18 protein-coding genes and 1 tRNA gene are annotated in these 16,401 nt (G+C 70.4%); 12 read left to right on the top strand and 7 right to left on the bottom strand.

Annotation, left to right across the window (positions count from 1 at the left end; translation table 11 throughout):
* Positions 1-13: 13 nt before the first annotated feature.
* The 3 genes from MRBLWH11_RS00490 to MRBLWH11_RS00480 form a co-directional block, all read right to left on the bottom strand.
* Entirely contained in the window at positions 14-766 is a 753-nt protein-coding gene (locus MRBLWH11_RS00490) for an NAD(P)H-binding protein (RefSeq protein WP_116634306.1), read from the bottom strand.
* A 99-nt stretch (positions 767-865) separates the two neighbouring features.
* Positions 866-1,246: a siderophore-interacting protein gene (locus MRBLWH11_RS00485; protein ID WP_133192778.1), complete on the bottom strand. Its 381-nt coding sequence runs from the start codon at positions 1,244-1,246 to the stop codon at positions 866-868.
* Positions 1,243-2,133 carry an RNA polymerase sigma-70 factor gene (locus MRBLWH11_RS00480; protein ID WP_116634308.1) on the bottom strand — a complete coding sequence of 297 codons (891 nt, stop codon included), beginning with the start codon at positions 2,131-2,133 and terminating at the stop codon, positions 1,243-1,245. Before MRBLWH11_RS00480 ends, MRBLWH11_RS00485 begins: the two co-directional genes overlap by 4 nt.
* Before the next feature lie 161 nt (positions 2,134-2,294).
* Here MRBLWH11_RS00480 and MRBLWH11_RS00475 point away from each other — a divergent pair, with 161 nt between their 5' ends.
* The 6 genes from MRBLWH11_RS00475 to MRBLWH11_RS00450 all read left to right on the top strand — a co-directional run bounded on the left by MRBLWH11_RS00475 (position 2,295) and on the right by MRBLWH11_RS00450 (position 6,713).
* Positions 2,295-3,602 carry a SufS family cysteine desulfurase gene (locus MRBLWH11_RS00475; RefSeq protein WP_341946324.1) on the top strand — a complete coding sequence of 436 codons (1,308 nt, stop codon included), beginning with the start codon at positions 2,295-2,297 and terminating at the stop codon, positions 3,600-3,602.
* Positions 3,599-4,033 (top strand): Fe-S cluster assembly sulfur transfer protein SufU, encoded by a 435-nt coding sequence (gene sufU, locus MRBLWH11_RS00470; RefSeq protein ID WP_341946323.1) that lies wholly within the window; start codon positions 3,599-3,601, stop codon positions 4,031-4,033. The genes MRBLWH11_RS00475 and sufU overlap by 4 nt, the downstream gene beginning before the upstream one ends.
* Positions 4,034-4,103: 70 nt before the next feature.
* A complete protein-coding gene (locus MRBLWH11_RS00465) occupies positions 4,104-4,745 on the top strand; it encodes an NAD(P)-binding domain-containing protein (RefSeq protein WP_341946322.1) in 642 nt (213 codons plus the stop codon).
* A gap of 88 nt (positions 4,746-4,833) precedes the next feature.
* Positions 4,834-5,493 carry a GntR family transcriptional regulator gene (locus tag MRBLWH11_RS00460; protein ID WP_116634312.1) on the top strand — a complete coding sequence of 220 codons (660 nt, stop codon included), beginning with the start codon at positions 4,834-4,836 and terminating at the stop codon, positions 5,491-5,493.
* 105 nt (positions 5,494-5,598) lie between these two features.
* On the top strand, positions 5,599-5,844 hold the full coding sequence (locus MRBLWH11_RS00455; protein WP_116634313.1) for a hypothetical protein: 246 nt from the start codon (positions 5,599-5,601) through the stop codon (positions 5,842-5,844).
* Between the two features lie 20 nt (positions 5,845-5,864).
* Positions 5,865-6,713, top strand: coding sequence for a hypothetical protein (locus MRBLWH11_RS00450; protein WP_243408828.1), 849 nt, complete (start codon positions 5,865-5,867; stop codon positions 6,711-6,713).
* A gap of 16 nt (positions 6,714-6,729) precedes the next feature.
* On the opposite strand, the gene MRBLWH11_RS00445 is transcribed toward MRBLWH11_RS00450, so the two are convergent.
* Positions 6,730-7,569 (bottom strand): SDR family oxidoreductase, encoded by an 840-nt coding sequence (locus tag MRBLWH11_RS00445; protein ID WP_341946321.1) that lies wholly within the window; start codon positions 7,567-7,569, stop codon positions 6,730-6,732.
* Positions 7,570-7,700: 131 nt separating this feature from the next.
* Here MRBLWH11_RS00445 and MRBLWH11_RS00440 point away from each other — a divergent pair, with 131 nt between their 5' ends.
* Together MRBLWH11_RS00440 and MRBLWH11_RS00435 are read left to right on the top strand one after the other, a co-directional pair.
* The gene (locus tag MRBLWH11_RS00440; RefSeq protein WP_116634316.1) at positions 7,701-8,285 is read left to right on the top strand and encodes an asparagine synthase; all 585 of its coding nucleotides are present in this window, start codon (positions 7,701-7,703) and stop codon (positions 8,283-8,285) included.
* A 77-nt stretch (positions 8,286-8,362) separates the two neighbouring features.
* Positions 8,363-8,435, top strand: a tRNA-Arg gene (locus MRBLWH11_RS00435).
* A gap of 102 nt (positions 8,436-8,537) precedes the next feature.
* Here the strand turns inward: MRBLWH11_RS00435 and MRBLWH11_RS00430 are convergent.
* Positions 8,538-9,878 carry a hypothetical protein gene (locus MRBLWH11_RS00430; RefSeq protein WP_341946320.1) on the bottom strand — a complete coding sequence of 447 codons (1,341 nt, stop codon included), beginning with the start codon at positions 9,876-9,878 and terminating at the stop codon, positions 8,538-8,540.
* An 85-nt stretch (positions 9,879-9,963) separates the two neighbouring features.
* The gene (locus MRBLWH11_RS00425) at positions 9,964-10,893 is read right to left on the bottom strand and encodes a LysR family transcriptional regulator (protein WP_165808004.1); all 930 of its coding nucleotides are present in this window, start codon (positions 10,891-10,893) and stop codon (positions 9,964-9,966) included.
* A 77-nt stretch (positions 10,894-10,970) separates the two neighbouring features.
* Here MRBLWH11_RS00425 and MRBLWH11_RS00420 point away from each other — a divergent pair, with 77 nt between their 5' ends.
* Entirely contained in the window at positions 10,971-12,701 is a 1,731-nt protein-coding gene (locus tag MRBLWH11_RS00420; protein ID WP_116634319.1) for an FAD-binding protein, read from the top strand.
* A 112-nt stretch (positions 12,702-12,813) separates the two neighbouring features.
* On the opposite strand, the gene MRBLWH11_RS00415 is transcribed toward MRBLWH11_RS00420, so the two are convergent.
* On the bottom strand, positions 12,814-13,125 hold the full coding sequence (locus tag MRBLWH11_RS00415) for a hypothetical protein (protein WP_341946319.1): 312 nt from the start codon (positions 13,123-13,125) through the stop codon (positions 12,814-12,816).
* Positions 13,126-13,249: 124 nt separating this feature from the next.
* Between MRBLWH11_RS00415 and MRBLWH11_RS00410 the strand changes: the two genes are divergently transcribed.
* The 3 genes from MRBLWH11_RS00410 to MRBLWH11_RS00400 all read left to right on the top strand — a co-directional run bounded on the left by MRBLWH11_RS00410 (position 13,250) and on the right by MRBLWH11_RS00400 (position 16,282).
* Entirely contained in the window at positions 13,250-14,746 is a 1,497-nt protein-coding gene (locus MRBLWH11_RS00410; RefSeq protein WP_341946318.1) for an L-serine ammonia-lyase, iron-sulfur-dependent, subunit alpha, read from the top strand.
* Between the two features lie 150 nt (positions 14,747-14,896).
* Positions 14,897-15,655, top strand: a complete 759-nt coding sequence (locus MRBLWH11_RS00405) for an AAA family ATPase (protein WP_341946317.1) — start codon at positions 14,897-14,899, stop codon at positions 15,653-15,655.
* A 30-nt stretch (positions 15,656-15,685) separates the two neighbouring features.
* Entirely contained in the window at positions 15,686-16,282 is a 597-nt protein-coding gene (locus tag MRBLWH11_RS00400) for a TetR family transcriptional regulator (RefSeq protein WP_341946316.1), read from the top strand.
* The last annotated feature ends 119 nt before the right edge of the window (positions 16,283-16,401 follow it).

Below are 16,401 nucleotides of genomic sequence, written 5' to 3'. Positions count from 1 at the left end.
CCGTGCGGGGACGTCAGCCCCTGCCGACCTGCCAGTCGTGGAAGGTCCGCGTCGAGAGGGTCGCGTGGGCGCCGGGGAGGAGGTCGCGCGGCGCCAGGGCAGCACCGAAGTAGGTCGCCAGGGGGTCGGCGACGATCTCGCGCTCGTCGTGTCGGAAGCGCAGCTCGCGCTGTGCGAGATCGGCGATCGCGTGCTCCTCCGGCCCGCCGAACTCGATCATGCCGTTGCGGGGTGCGTCGAGCGCCGTCGCGACCACGGCCGCGGCGACGTCGTCGGCCGCCATCGGTCGGATGAGCGCGTCGGCGAGGCGGGCGGTGTCGTGGATCGTCGCGGCGTCCGTGATGCTCCGGATGAACTCGTAGAACTGCGTGGCGTGGACGATCGAGTACTCCCGGCCGGAGTCGCGGATCAGCTGCTCCTGCAGCTCCTTCGCCCGGAAGTAGCCGCCCTCGGCGCGCGAGAGGCGGTCGGTTCCGACCACCGAGAGCGCGACATGATGACGGATGCCGGCAGCCGCACCGTAGCTCAGCAGGTTCAGAGTCGAGCCGTAGAAGAACTCCAGAGCTCCCGCCGGGTCGGTGTACGAGGAGTTGGAGACGTCGATGAGCGTCTCCGCACCCTCGAGCGCGTCGGCGAGGCCTTCCCCGGTGAACGAATTCACCCCGGTCGCGCGCGCCGCGGCCAGCGCCTGGTGACCCTGCATGCGGAGCTGCTGCACGACGCGGGCGCCGATGAGCCCTGTTCCGCCGATGACGACGATGTTCATGGTGACTCCCTCTGGGGCGCGGATGCGATGAGAGTGATGTCGCCCCACAGCTAGGTCCGCGCGGCACCCGCGATTGTGACGGGTGCGCGCCGACTCTGCTCAGGAATCCCAGTGCCGCAGCTTGTCCGGGTTGCGGACCGACCACAGCGTCACGATGAGCCCGCGCCGTGCGACCGCGCTGACGGTCGCGACGACCTCGCCGTCGCGCCGCGCCACGATGCCCGGTGCGCCGTTGATGCCCACGACCGCGAGGTCGGGCGGATACGACAGCAGCTCGACCGCCGCGACGTCGCGACCGATCAGCTCGCCGCCGAGGTCGAGCGGACCGCCGTCGACGACCATCGTCACCTCGGCGTCGAGCAGCCTCCGGATCCCGGCCGCATCCTTGACGATCATCGCGGTCGCGAGCGCAGCGACGAGCTCCGCGTCCTGCACGCTCTCACGTCGTCGTCGCCACCACCGAGACGGACGTGTCGTCATCCCCGAACCAGCTCGGCGTTGCCGAGCTTGTCCGGAGCCATGACCCAGAGCACCTGTTCGATGCCGTCCTCTCCCGTGACGACGGTGACCAGCGTCGTCACCTCGCCGTCGACGAGGAGAGTCGCCGCAGGTTGGCCGTTCACCTCGACCCAGCCGATGGTCTTCCCCGTCCAGAAGTGATCGGCGAAGGCGGCGGTGAACTTCGCGACCCGCGTGCGGCCGAACATCGGGATCCGGGCGGCGAGCTTCACCCCGTTGCCGTCGGTGTAGCTGACCACGTCGGCGGCGAAGATCGATTCGAGGGCGCTCACGTCGCCGCGCTGTGCGGCGGAGAGGAAGGCCTCGAGCAGTCGGCGCTGCTCGCTCTTGCTCGCCTCGGCCTTCCGCGCCGAGGCGAGGTGACCGCGGGCGCGGCTCACCAGCTGCCGGGCGTTGACCGCCGTCGACGAGATGACCTCGGCGATCCGCGGGTAGGGGTAGTCGAAGGCCTCGCGCAGCACGTAGGCCGCGCGCTCGGTGGGGGTGAGCTTCTCGAGCAGGATGAGCACCGCGTACTGCAGGGCCTCGCCCTTCTCGGCCCCGAGAGCGGGGTCGTCGTCGGTGTTGACCGGTTCCGGAAGCCACGGACCGATGTAGGTCTCGCGCCGCGAGTGCGCGGACTGCAGGGCGTTGATGGAGAGCCGGGTGGTGATCGTCGCGAGGAAGGCGGCGGGTTCGCGGATGTCGGCGCGATCAGTGTTCTGCCAGCGGATCCAGGTCTCCTGCACCATGTCCTCGGCATCCGAGACGGTGCCGAGCATCCGATAGGCGATGCCGAAGAGTCGCCGCCTGTGTGCATCGAAGACGGCGATCGCGTCGTCCAGCTCGGTGATCGGCTCCTGCTGCATGCGGCTCCACCCTTCGTGGTCATCGTACGCGCGCCGTCGCGCACGCACCTGTCTCCAGCTGCGACCGGACAGCGGTCGGATCCGTGACACCAGCTGTGACCGGACAACTCTCGGATCTGTGACATCGCCCCGTCCGCGCCGTCAGGTGGGAAACTGGAACGATGAGTAATTCGCCCGCAGTCGACGTGATCGCCCCTCTGAGCGAGGCCGAGGTCCGCCGCATCCGCGAGGACTTCCCGATCCTGCAGACGCAGGTGCAGGGGCATCCGCTCGCCTATCTGGATTCGGGGGCGACCTCGCAGCGGCCGCTCGCCGTCCTGGATGCCGAGCGCGCGTTCGCGACGACCATGAACTCCGCCGTGCACCGCGGCGCTCACACCCTGGCCGCCGAGGCGACCGAGCTCTTCGAGGACGCCCGCAGCACGGTGGCGCACTTCGTGGGCGCCGACGACGATGAGATCGTCTGGACCTCGAATGCCACCGAGGCGATCAACCTGGTGGCCTACTCGCTGTCGAACGCGTCCGTCGGCCGCGGGGGAGCGGCGGCCGGACGACTGCGTCTCCGCGAGGGCGACGAGATCGTCACGACCGAGATGGAGCACCACGCCAACCTCATCCCGTGGCAGGAGCTCGCCGCCCGCACCGGTGCGACGCTCCGGGTGATCCCGCTGGATGACGACGGCGCCCTCCGCCTCGACGTCGCGGCCGACCTCATCACGGAGCGCACGAAGCTCGTCGCGTTCACGCACGTCTCGAACGTGCTCGGCGTGATCAATCCGGTCGATCAGCTCGTCGCGCTCGCCCGGGGGGTCGGAGCGCTGACTCTGCTCGACGCCTGCCAGTCGGCCCCGCATCTGCCTCTCGACGTGCGCGCGCTCGACGTCGACTTCGCCGTGCTCTCCGGCCACAAGATGCTCGGCCCCACGGGCATCGGCGCGCTGTACGGTCGGCGTGCGCTGCTGGAGGCCATGCCGCCGTTCCTCACCGGCGGCTCGATGATCACCACCGTCACCACGACCGAGGCCGAGTACCTTCCGCCGCCGCAGCGGTTCGAGGCCGGAACGCAGCGCGTCTCGCAGGCGATCGCGCTCGCCGCCGCGGTGGACTACCTGACGGCTGTCGGGATGCCGCGCATCGCGGCCCATGAGGCGGCGTTCGGTCGGCGACTCGTCGACGGACTCGCCGCGATCGACGGCGTGCGCGTCCTCGGCGCCGGCATCGATCTGCCGCGGGTCGGGCTCGCGAGCTTCGATGTCGCCGGCATCCACTCGCACGACGTGGGCCAGTACCTCGACGACCTCGGCATCGCCGTGCGCGTCGGGCACCACTGCGCCCAGCCGCTGCATCGCCGCCTCGGCGTCACCTCGTCGACGCGGGCGAGCACCTATCTCTACACGACGGATGCCGAGGTCGACGCGGTGATCGACGGCGTCGCCGGCGCGATCGACTTCTTCCGGAGGGGCGCATGAGCGATCTGCAGAATCTGTACCAGGAGCTGATCCTCGACCATTCCCGCACGCCGCACGGGTACGGGCTGCGTGACGAGATCCCCGCGCAGTCGCATCAGGTGAACCCGACGTGCGGGGATGAGGTGACCCTGCAGGTGCACCGCGCCGCCGACGGGACCGTCGAGGCGATCGCCTGGGAGGGGCACGGCTGCGCGATCTCGCAGGCCTCCGCCTCTCTGCTCGCCGAACTCGCGGAGGGTCTCTCGGTCGAGCAGCTCGAGGTCCGGATCGCGGCGTTCCGCGAGGCCATGCGCTCGCGGGGGAAGATCGAGCCCGACGAGGAGCTGCTGGGCGACGCGGCCGCGCTCGGCGGGGTCTCGAAGTACGTGGCCAGGGTCAAGTGCGCGATGCTCGCCTGGGTCGCCGCCGAGGACGCGCTGACGCGGAGCTGACTCCGCGCGGGACGTGGTCATACGGCGTCACGTCCGGGAATAGCCCCGGCGCTGCGGCGTTGCCCCGAGCATGACAACTCTCGGAATCATCGGTGCAGGACACATCGGCAGCCAGGTCGCGCGGGTCGCGGTGGCGAACGACTACGACGTGGTGATCGCCAACTCGCGCGGCCCGGAGACTCTCGCCGACCTCGTCGCAGAGCTCGGACCGCGGGCGACCGCGGCCACCGCGGCAGAGGCGGCGACGGCCGGCGATGCCGTCGTCGTGACGGTGCCCCTGCACGCGATCGATCGCCTGCCGGTCGAGGAGCTGGCAGGCAAGATCGTCCTCGACACCAACAACTACTACTTCGAGCGGGACGGCCACATCGAGGCGCTCGACAAGGGCGAGACGACGACGTCGGAGCTGCTGCAGCGCCAGCTTCCCACCTCGAGGATCGCCAAGGCGTTCAACCACATCTACGCCGCCGCGATCACGAGCGAGGGGACCCCGGCCGGCACCCCCGACCGCCGGGCGCTCGCCACCGCGGGTGACGATGCCGAGGCCGTGGCCTTCGTCACGCGCTTCTACGACCAGGCCGGGTTCGACACCGTCAACGTCGGACCGCTCAGCGAATCCTGGCGCGTCGAGCGCGACCGTCCGGCGTACGTCGTGCGGCAGAACGCCGAGGAGCTCGAGGCCAACCTCGCGATCGCGAACCGCCTGCCCTGAACGGCGGCCCCGCCGCTCGGTGTCCCCTCCCGTCACGGTTGGGATACCAAAAGTTGGTGAACCGTCGTCCAGGTGAGAGAATGCGGACATGACGGCGGCGGGGGCGACCGGCGAACTGGAGTCGGTGAGGGTGACGCGTATTCTGCGCGACGACATCGTCCTGGGTCGACGACTTCCGGGATCGCGACTCGTCGAACGGGACATCGCGGCCGAGCTCGATGTCTCGCGCCTCCCGGTGCGTGAGGCCATCCGCACGCTGGTCTCAGAGGGTGTCGTCGTCGCGCGACCGCGCAGCTGGGCCGTCGTGCGGGAATTCACGCAGCGCGACATCAGGGACTTCGCCGAGGTGCGCGAGTCCGTCGAGACGCTCATCTTCGTGTTCGCGGCCGAGCGACATGATGAAGCCGGCATCGTGCGACTCCGAGACGTGTACGAGCGGGAGCTCGCCGCCGCGCAGGCTGGTGACGCGGAGGCCGCCCGGATGGCGGCGGGGGAGTTCCACGAGGTCGCGGCCGTCCTCGCCGGGAACGACATGCTGTGCGAACTGATCGACGTCTTCGCGACACGTCTGCGCTGGCTGTTCGGGCAGCACGACGATCTGCTGGCGATGGCGGCCGAGCACCGCGCGATCCTCGAGGCCATCAGCGCCCGCGACACGGATGCGCTGCGCCGCATCGTCCCCGAGCATCTCGCGAGCGGCCAGCTGGCGGCCCAGCTGCGGCTCGCGGACAACGACGTCGTGATCTGACCCGGCGACGCGCGAGCGGCGACGGGTGGGTCGGCCCGCGCCCCAGTTGTATATTGGGCACATCGGAACGGTTCCGGAGCTGTCGCGATTGCCCTGGGGAGCGAGATGCGGAATCTTGCTGTCGTCGTCGGAAGCCTGCTGCTGGTCGGCGGAGCCGTCGTCGTGATGGTCGCCGATCAGGAGCGCGCCTCGGCCGTCGCCGAGGTGAAGGCGCAGATCGAGCAGGTCGAGCAGGAGCTCGATGCGTCGCGCGGCGAGAACCTCGAGCTGGCCGAGAAGCTCACGACGTTGCGCTCTCAGATCGCCGAACAGGACGCCAAGCTCGCCGACACCACCGGATTCCTGAAGTAATGCGCCGGATGCTGGCGGTCATGGTCGTGTCCGCGATCCTGCTCTGCGCCGGCATCGCGGCGCGCGCCGCCGGACTCGACCAGGAGCGGGCGGAGGCCGTCGCTGAGCTCCGCGCGCTGGCAGCCCAGTCGCACTCCGCCGCGCAGCGCACCGACTACCTCGAAGGCGCCGTCGACCGGGCCGAGCAGGACGCGGAGGATCGTGCTGCCGTGCTGGAGGTGCGCCCGGCATTCGTCACCGAGCTCGCGGGGTTGAGCGCGGCGCTCGACGGGGCGCAGGGGAAGGTCGACACCGCGACGCATCTCGCGTCGGCGCTCTCGACACAGCAGACGGTCCTCGCGGAGAAGGCGGATCCCGCCACCGTGGTGGCGGCGACGGCGACGATCCACGCACTGACCGCCAAGGTCGGCTCCGAGGTGGCGAGCTGGGAGTCGGTCCAGGCCGCGCAGTATGCCGGCCCCGACGGCCCCCCGTGGGCGACGAGCGGTCCGGGCGGCTACGCCAGGGTGCGCGCGGCTCTCGACCGCGTCGGGGGTGCGGGTGTGGGTCTCTACGAGTCGTCGTCCTGCGCCGGTGGGAGCGCGCCGGCCTGTGCGAACAGCAACGGGTACATCAAGTACCGCGCCGATGTCGCCGACTGGGACGAGGGGCGGTTGAACTGGGCGATGGCGCACGAGCTCGCGCACATCTACCAGTTCCGCGTCTGGGGCTCCCTGACCTCGTCGTCGGCGTACGACTCGATGTTCGGGTCCGATCCCGAGTTCCTGGCGAACTGCATGGCCGTGGTCCGCGGCTATCCGGGCTCGGTCGGCTGCGACGGCGATCAGCAGGCCTGGGCATCCGGGATCTGGGTCGGCGCGGTCCAGTGACCGCTCTGTCGCGCGGTCAGGCGACGGGCGTCGTCGTGTCGATCGCCGCGCGCAGGGGCCGGCGCATCGCCCGCCAGTAGCCCGACGGCGTGGCGCGCACCAGCACGTCGATCAGGCGGGCCTCGCGCCCGACCATCGTGCGCGCCGCGCGGCGCTCCGTCGCGCGGATGATCCGGGCCGCGGCATCCGTGGGCTCGGTGTGGTACATCGCCGCCTGCGCGGCGGCGGCTCGCGCGGCGACATCGGGATCGATCGCCGCGGCGTAGCGGCCGTGCAGGATGATCCCGGTGCGCACGCCGGCGGGATACACCGCGCCGACCGAGACCGTGCTGCCCTCGAGCTCGTGCCGCAGCGCCTCGGAGAACGCCCGCACCGCGAACTTGCTCATCGCGTAGGGGATCCGTCCCGCGGGAGCAGCCAGGGCGTAGACGCTGGCGAGGTGGGTGATGTGCGCGGCGGGGGCTGCGCGCAGCGCCGGGAGCAGTGCCTTGGTGACCGAGACCGTTCCCCAGAGGTTGACGTCGGTGAGCCAGCGCATCTCCTCCATCGTGAGCTGGTCGAGGGTGCCCAGCATCGACGAGCCGGCGCAGGTGATCAGCGCGTTGATGCGCGGGTGCACGCCCGTGATCTCCGCGACGCCGGCGAACACGGCGTCATCGTCGCGGAGGTCGATGACGTGCGTCGTGACCGTGGACCCGCGCAGCCCGTCGGCCAGCGCCGACAGGGCCGCCGCGTCGTGGTCGATCAGCGCGAGATGCGCTCCGCGGGCCGCGAGGAGTCGGGCGATGTCTGCACCCATGCCGTTCGCCGCCCCCGTGATCACGGTGGTGCTGCCGACCAGGTCGAGATGCTTCATGCGGCCTCCTGCGGACGCGTCACGGGTCGCACCGGGCGAATGTCGGACCGATGGGGGATGCTGAACCGGTACCCATTCTCACCCACACCGCTCCGGCGGCATACCGGTACGCTCGAGGAGAGGAGGTCGCGGTGGGACGAACAGCGGATGCCATCGCCGAAGGCGTTGCGATCGCGACCGCTGCCGCGCGCCTCGCCGTGAAGAACCACATCCTCGTCGGCACCATCGCCGAGGACGGCGTCTTCGACACCGACAAGTACATCGCCGATGCCAGGGAGGCGCTCGGGGCGATGGCCGCCGAGGCCGAAGAGGCCGCCGCGAACGTGACCGCCCTGCGCAAGCGCGCTCGCGGTCGTCACTCCGATCCGCACGGCACCCACGACTACCGCGACCGCGATGTGCGCAACCTCCGCCGACGGGCCAAGCAGTCCACCGGCGTCGCCGTGAAGCTGCGCGAGATCATGCAGGACCGGCAGCGGCTGAGCGTCATCGTGGAAGAGGCGCGCGAGGCGGCCTGGGCCGACGTGCGGCACAACCTCGACCGCCGACTGCGGGTGGAGGGCATGCGTCCTGACCAGGATCCGGAGTACGGCAAGATGCGCGAGGCGCGCATGCAGGCGCTCCGTCTCGTCGACCTTCAGGCACTGTCGTCCGAGCAGCGTGCACGGGCGAAGCGCCGCAAGAAGCAGGAGACGGCCGACGCTGCGTCCGAGTGAGGCCTCGTTTCGCTTTCGCGTCGGGACTGTTGTAGGCTTATCGTCGGCCCGCTGAGCTTCACCGCAGCGCGAGTCATGCGCCCGTAGCTCAATGGATAGAGCATCTGACTACGGATCAGAAGGTTAGGGGTTCGAGTCCCTTCGGGCGCACACTGTGTTGAGACAGTGACAGAGACCCCGTCGCGAAAGCGACGGGGTCTCTGCTTCGTCCGGGGTCTCGCGTGCGACCGGGCGGTGCTCCCGACCCGCTCATCAGCCCACGACGCCGATCCCGCTGAGCGCCTTCTGGTCGAGGGGTGCATCCGAGGTCACGGCATCCACCAGGGCCAGCGTCGCCTGCGCCGAGAGACGCGGACCCTCCGGCCCCCGGATCCCGGTGATGGTCGGCAGCGGAGCGAGGATCAGTCCCGCATCGACGAAGCCGAGATGGGCGACGCCGTCGAGCGTCACGCGCTCCGCATCCCCGTGCGCGAGGAAGCCGTTCACCGCGGTCTCGTACTCCGGGTTGGGGTCGCTGTCTCCCGCGACGAGGAAGACCACGGGACGGCCGAGGTCCGTGCCGGCGGGGGATCGCGGCATCCCGTCGATGTCGATCACGCCCCGGATCCGATCGTCCATCCGCGCGGCCTCGACCGCAGCGGCGCCGCCGAGCGAATGCCCGGCTGCGATGATGAGCGACGGATCCGCATGGTCGAGCGCCGGGAGCCCGGCATCTCCTCGATCGATCCGGTCGATGACCGCGCTGATGTCCTGCGCGCGGATCGCCGCCGCGGCGTCGGCTGCGGCCTGGTCATGCTCGTCATCTCCGGTCGCGACGAGCTCGCTGTCGGCCGTCGAGCCGTCGGCCAGCTCGGCGGATGCCGAGTCGTAGGGGTGATCGAGCGCCACGACGATGATGCCGTGGCTCGCGAGCTCCTCCGCCCACGAGGTCATCAGCCATCGGGTGCTCCCCGAGCCCGGTGATGCGATGACCACGGGGAAGCGGCCGTCGGTCGGAGGGGCATCCTCGGTGGCGTTGGCGCGAGCGCGGGCGACGCCGTCGAACATCAGGGCGGGCATGCCGTACTGGGCGGCCAGGCCGCCGGTGAGCTCATCCACTCGTCCTCGATCGGGGAGGTAGGCGGCGGCCTCGCCCGAGGCGGAGGCCGGGTACCAGACCGTGGCCGGGATCGATCGGGATTCGCCTTCGCCCCCGTCGCCGCCGCGCGCATCGCGGCTGTCGTCTATCCACACCGTCGACCCCACACCCACGGCCTGCGGGCCGGACGGCACGGGCACCCGCAGCGGTGGCAGTCCCCACGCGGCACCGGCGACGATGACGAGCGCGGCCACGACGACGACGGATGCCGCACGGGACAGCACCGTGAGCCGGCCGGACCGCGCCCACACGGCGAGACCGGCGACGAGCGCACCGCAGACGGTCAGAGCGATGACCTGCCAGCGGTCGCCCTCCACCCACCACGCGACGCCGAGAAGGATGAACGCCGCACCGCCGACAACCGAGACCGGAGTGAGGGAGCGCTTGCGTGTCGTGAGCGCGGTGAGGAGGGTGGCGATGAGGCCGACGGCCACCGCGATGTCGAGCCAGGGCATGTATTCCACGCTAGGAGCCGGCGCCTGCGCGGGTCGTCATCCTCGGGGTGGAACCCGATACCTCGGGAGGATGAGCCGCACCGCGTCAGAGCAGGCTCGTGATCGCCGGGTCGCGGCGGGCGACCTCGGCGGCGGTCGAGAGGATGACCTTCCGCATGGCGGCCACGGCGACGGCCGGCGTCACGTCCGATCGGTGGGCGAGGCTCACGATCCGCGTCATCATCGGATGCGTCAGCCGCACCGATCGCAGCGCCGGCTGGTCGAGCAGCACCATCGCCGGCACCACCGCGACGCCGAGCCCGCGCTCGACGAAGCGCAGCACGGCGTCCATCTCGGCGCCCTCCAGCACATGCGTCGGCGTGAGCCCCACGGAGCGGAAGGCGGCGTCGGTCGTGGCGCGCAGCTCGTAGGTCTCGTCGAGCGCGATCAGCGGGAGGGTGGCGAGATGCTCGAGTCCGATCGCAGGTGTCACCGCCACCGGTGGCCGGGATGCCGCAGAGACGACGACGAGCTCCTCGGTGAGCAGCGGTGTGCGCGTGAGACTGAACCCCGATGGCGGCGGTCCGTCCGATTCGGTGATCAGCGCGATGTCGACGGCGCCGACGGCGAGCTGCTCCACGAGAAGGCGAGAGCCGCTCTCGATGAGGTGCAGATCGACGTCGGGGTGCGCGGAGTGGAAGACGCTGATCGCCTCGGCCACGAGACTGATGCACAGCGTCGGAGGAGCCCCCAGTCGCACGCGCCCGCGGCGCAGGCCCTGCAGCTCGTCCATCTCCTCGCGGATGGCCTCGGCCTCGGCGAGCATCCGCTGAGCGCGGGGGAGCAGCGTCTCTCCGGCGGAGGTGAGAGCGATGTGACCGCGTGCGCGATGGAACAGCTCGGCCCCCAGCTCGCGCTCGAGCGTCGAGATCTGGCGGCTCAACGACGGCTGTGCCAGATGCAGGTGCTCGGAGGCGCGGGTGAAGTGGCCGAGCCGGGCGACTTCGACGAACCCGCGCAGTTGCTCGAGGTTCATGACCATAGCCTACCTGCATGGTTCGAAGTCGAACTATGCATTGGAGTTATTAGGATCGCCTAACTAGCGTGAAATGCATGAGTACACGCGAACGTCAGATCTCCACCACCGTCCTGGTCATCGGGACCGGTGGTTCCGGGCTGCGGGCGGCGATCGAGGTCGCCGAACACGGCATCGACGTCCTCGCCGTCGGCAAACGCCCCCGACAGGATGCCCACACCTCCCTCGCCGCCGGCGGCATCAACGCCGCGCTCGGCACCATGGATGCCGATGACAGCTGGCAGCAGCACGCGGCCGACACGATCAAGGAGAGCTACCTCCTCGCCAATCCGCACACGGTCGAGATCGTGACGCAGGGCGCCGAGCGCGGCATCCGCGATCTCGAGCGCTGGGGCATGGACTTCGCGCGCGAGGACGACGGCCGCATCTCGCAGCGTTTCTTCGGCGCCCACACCTTCCGTCGCACGGCCTTCGCCGGCGACTACACGGGCCTCGAGATCCAGCGCACGCTCGTGCGCAAGGCCGAGCAGCTCGAGGTGCCGATCCTCGACCACGTCTACATCACGCGTCTGCTCGTGCGCGACAACGTCGTGTTCGGCGCCTACGGCTTCGACCAGGCCGACGGCACCCGGTACCTGATCCACGCGGATGCCGTCATCCTCGCCGCCGGCGGGCACAACCGCATCTGGCGTCGCACCTCGTCGCGTCGCGATGAGAACACCGGCGACTCGTTCCGCCTCGCGGTCGACGCCGGGGCCCGGCTGCGCGACCCGGAGCTCGTGCAGTTCCACCCGTCCGGCATCATCGAGCCCGAGAACGCCGCCGGCACGCTCATCTCCGAGGCGGCACGCGGTGAGGGCGGCATCCTGCGCAACGCGCTCGGCGAGCGGTTCATGGAGAGGTACGACCCGGAGCGGATGGAGCTGTCGACGCGTGACCGCGTCGCTCTCGCCGCCTACACCGAGATCGCGGAGGGACGCGGCACCGAGAACGGCGGCGTCTGGCTCGACGTCTCGCACCTGCCGCGCGAGACGATCATGACCCGGCTGCCCCGCGTCTACCAGACGATGATGGAGCTGCAGATGCTCGACATCACGACCGATCCGATCGAGATCGCCCCCACGGCGCACTACTCGATGGGCGGCGTGTGGGTGCGGCCCGAAGACCACCAGACCGACGTCGACGGACTCTACGCGATCGGCGAGGCCTCGAGCGGACTGCACGGCGCGAACCGCCTGGGCGGCAACTCGCTCATCGAGCTGCTCGTCTACGGGCGCATCGTCGGGCAGGCGGCCATGGCGCACGCGGCAGGGCTCGATGCACAGCGGCGCTCGCCGGAGGCGGTCGCTCAGGCACGCGCCGAGATCGCCGATCTCCTCGCCGCCGACGGCCGCGAGAACGTCCGGGCGCTGCAGCGCGCGATCCGCAACCTCATGACCGAGTACGCCGGCGTGGTGCGCTCGGAGGACGGGCTGCGCGCGGGGCTCGCCGACCTCGACATGATCGAGGGGCGCATGGAGGACGTCGGCATCCACCCCGACATCGCCGGATTCCAGGATCTCGCGCACGCGTTCGATCTCAAGGCGTCGGCGCTCGCCGCTCGCGCCACGCTCGAGGCGGCGCTGGAGCGACGGGAGACCCGCGGATGCCACAACCGCAGCGACTTCCCCGACAACGACCCGACGCTGCAGGTGAACCTCGTGTGGAGCCCGCGTGACGGCGTGACCCGGGAGGCCATCCCGGAGATCCCGGCCGAGATCGCCGAGCTCATGCGCGAGGTCGACACCGAGGGCAAGCTCGTCGAGTAGATTCGACGCTTCGACAGGCTCAGCGACCCATCCCCGGATCCCTGAGCCTGCGTCCCGGGTTCCTGAGCCTGTCGAAGAGCCTGCCTCTGGGTCCCTGAGCCTGTCGAAGGGCTCAGCCGGCCTGCGGCTCTTCCGTGTCGATGACCCCGATCCCGACCGCCTCATGGTCGGGTTCGGGGTCATCGCGCTTCGGGGCCTTCGGCTCCTCGCCGGGGGTCTTCTCGGTGCTGGGCTCCTCGAGCTGCTCCGTGGTCGGAATCTCCTCCGGGTCTGCCTGCTCGGGTGATTCGGCCTCGCCAGGCGTCGTCGCCTCGCCGGATGATTCGGCGTCATCCGTCGTGTGCACCTGCTCGGGCGTCTGGGCGTGCACCGTGTCCTCGTCGACGGCCGGTGTCGTTCCCTGCTCTGGAGTGCTGTCGGTCATGATCGTCCCTTCTCGATGTCGTCACGATCAGGATGCCGCGTCACCCCTCCTCGATGAAGGGGCTTGACGAGCGTCAGGTCAGCGGGGGTGAACCGAGTGCGGGAATGCGGCGTAGCCTGGACCTGTGACTGCGTATGTCTCGGCCTTCGACCTCTTCTCCATCGGAGTGGGACCTTCGAGCTCCCATACGGTCGGACCGATGAGGGCGGCTCTCGCCTTCGCGCAGCGGCTGGACGCGAGCGGCGCGCTGGACCGCGTCGCCCGTATCGGCAGCACGCTCTACGGCTCCCTCGGCGCGACCGGGATCGGCCACGGCACACCGGATGCCGTCGTCGCCGGGCTCCGCGGGCTCTCGCCGGAGACATGCGACCCCGCCGAAGTCCGCTCGGCGTGGACCGCCTACACGCCCGGCGAGCCGCTGAGGCTGAACGGCGTGCACGAGGTGGCCTTCGCGAAGGAGGACATCGTCTTCGCGCCGCGCACGCGCCTCCCCGGCCACCCGAACGCCATGACCATCACCGCGTGGGACGCCGACGGCGGCGTCGTCGCCGAAGACACCTACTACTCGATCGGCGGGGGCTTCATCCGCCGCGACGGTGAGGAGGCGAGGCTCACGACCGGCAGCTTCCCCTACGCGTACACGGATGCTGCGTCGCTGCTCGCCCTCTGCGACGAGAACGGGCTGTCGATCGCCGAGCTCGCGCGACTCAACGAGTCCTCGGTGCGAAGCGAGGACGAGGTCGCCGCGGGGCTCGATGCGATCTGGAACGCGATGTCCGCCTGTGTCGACGCGGGGCTGCATTCCGACGGCGTCCTGCCGGGGATGCTGAAGGTGAAGCGTCGCGCCGGCACGATCCGCGCGCAGCTCGAGGAGTCCGAAGCCGACGGGCACCGTGAGCTCCCGGGCGAGTGGCTCGGTGCCTTCGCTCTGGCCGTCAACGAGGAGAACGCGGCCGGCGGTCGCGTCGTCACCGCTCCGACCAACGGTGCCGCGGGCATCCTCCCGGCGGTCGGCATGTACTGGTGGCGGTTCATGGCCGACTCCGGGCTCGGAGCCGGCAATGCCGTCACCCCCTACGGAGAGCTGGTCGGCAGCGCCCTCCTCGGCTTCGGCGCGGAGGCCTCGCTGGTCGCGGTCGGCGCGATCGACGACCCCGACGCCCTCGCGGAGGCGAACCGCCGCCGCGGCATCCGTCGTTTCCTGCTGACGGCGACGGCTCTCGGATCGCTCTTCAAGGCGAACGCGTCGATCTCGGGGGCGGAGGGCGGATGCCAGGCCGAGGTCGGCTCCGCGTGCGCGATGGCGGCCGGCGGCCTCACCGCGGTGATGGGCGGCACGAACCGCCAGATCGAGAACGCGGCCGAGATCGCGATGGAGCACCACCTCGGCCTCACCTGCGACCCGATCGGCGGGCTCGTGCAGATCCCGTGCATCGAGCGCAACGCGATCGCCGCCTCGACTGCGGTCACCGCCGCGCGGCTCGCGCTGCGCGGCGACGGCAGCCACTACGTGTCGCTGGATGCCGTCGTCGAGACGATGCGTCAGACCGGGGCCGATATGTCGACCAAGTACAAGGAGACCAGCGAGGGCGGCCTCGCGGTCAACGTCATCGAGTGCTGACCCCTCCCGTCTCGCCGAGCGCTCCCCTTGTGTACGAGCGGCACCTCGGTGCGCGCCCTCACGGGGGCCGCTCGCATGAAAAGGGGTGGGTCGCCTTTGTCGGGAGTCGCGAATAGTCTCCCTGAGTGAGCGGATGCCGGGGGAGTGAGCATGACGGGTGACTTCTGGCTGCCGACCTCGCGTCGACGAAAGCAGCAGCCCGTGGTCTCGGTGCAGCCTGCCGATGACGCTCCCGAGGCCGGCGCCGACTGGCCGACGAACATCCCCGCGGTCGCGCAGGTGCTCCGAGAGGGACTCGAGCTCGACCCGGGGGTGACCTTCCTCGTGGGAGAGAACGGCAGCGGCAAGTCGACCATCGTCGAGGGCATCGCGATCGCCTACGGTCTGTCGCCGGAGGGCGGTTCGCGGCAGGCTCGGCATCGCACCCGCCCGACGGAGTCGCCCCTGTCGGACTGGCTGCGTCTGCAGCGCGGCGTCGGCGCGAATCGCTGGGGCTTCTTCCTGCGAGCCGAGACGATGCACTCGTTCTACACCTATCTCGAGGAGAACCCGTCGACCCGCGGGCCTGACGTCCCGTTCCACGAGATGAGCCACGGAGAGTCCTTCCTCGCGCTGCTCGACAGCCGCTTCGACGATCCCGGCTTCTACTGCCTCGACGAGCCGGAGGCGGCGCTGTCGTTCAACTCGACGCTCGCGTTGATCGCGGTGCTCCGCCGGATCGCCGACGAGGGCGGGCAGGTGCTCTGTGCGACGCACTCACCGGTGCTCGCCGCGCTTCCCGGGGCCCGCATCCTCGAGGTCGGAGACTGGGGGATCCGGCCGACCGAGTGGGACGATCTCGAGATCGTGAACCACTGGCGCTCGTTCCTCGACAGTCCCGATCGCTACCTTCGGCACCTCCTCGACTAGCGGTGGTGGCGGCGTCGTAGGCTGGCGGGCATGACCGAGCAGAAGCCGCTGCGTCGTCGCGGGCGCCCGCGGGGTGGTTCCGATTCGCGAGAGCGGATCATCGGGGCGGCCGTCGACGAGTTCGGCGAGCAGGGGTATGACGGCGCGACCGTGCGCTCGATCGCCGCGCGCGCCGGCGTGGATTCGGCGCTCGTGCACCACTACTTCGGCACCAAGGCCGACCTGTTCGCGGAGGCCGTCGGCATCCCGCTCCGTCCGGACATCGACGTCCCCGGCATCGTGAGCGGGCCCAGAGACGAGGTCGGCGAGCGCCTCGTCCGCTACGTTCTCGAGGCGTTCGAACAGCCCGACATCCGCCGTCGCGGTGTCATGCTGATGCGCACGGCGATCGGCAGTCGGCTCACGACGCCGCTCCTCGCGGGCTTCCTCTCGCGCGAGTTGATCGGTCGGATCGCGAAGCAGCTGGGAGTGGACGATGCCGAGCTGCGCGCGACACTCGTCGCCTCGCAGATCGCCGGGCTCCTCCTCACGCGCTACGTGCTCAAGATCGCGCCCATCGCCGCGGCATCCGTCGATGAGCTCGTCGCCCGCATCGGCCCCACGGTGCAGCGCTACCTCTTCGCCTGACCCCCGCCCCACCCCGCCGCTGCCGCACCCCCGCCCCGCGCCCGCGCACAGCTTCGGAGACAGCATCCGCCGCGCCGGTGTCGCCGAAGGATTGCGCGTGTGTCGCTTCGGTTCTCCGA

Origin of the sequence: Microbacterium sp. LWH11-1.2 (genome assembly GCF_038397745.1) — a bacterium.
Lineage (GTDB): Bacteria > Actinomycetota > Actinomycetes > Actinomycetales > Microbacteriaceae > Microbacterium.
This window is presented reverse-complemented; position numbering and strand designations above follow the sequence as displayed.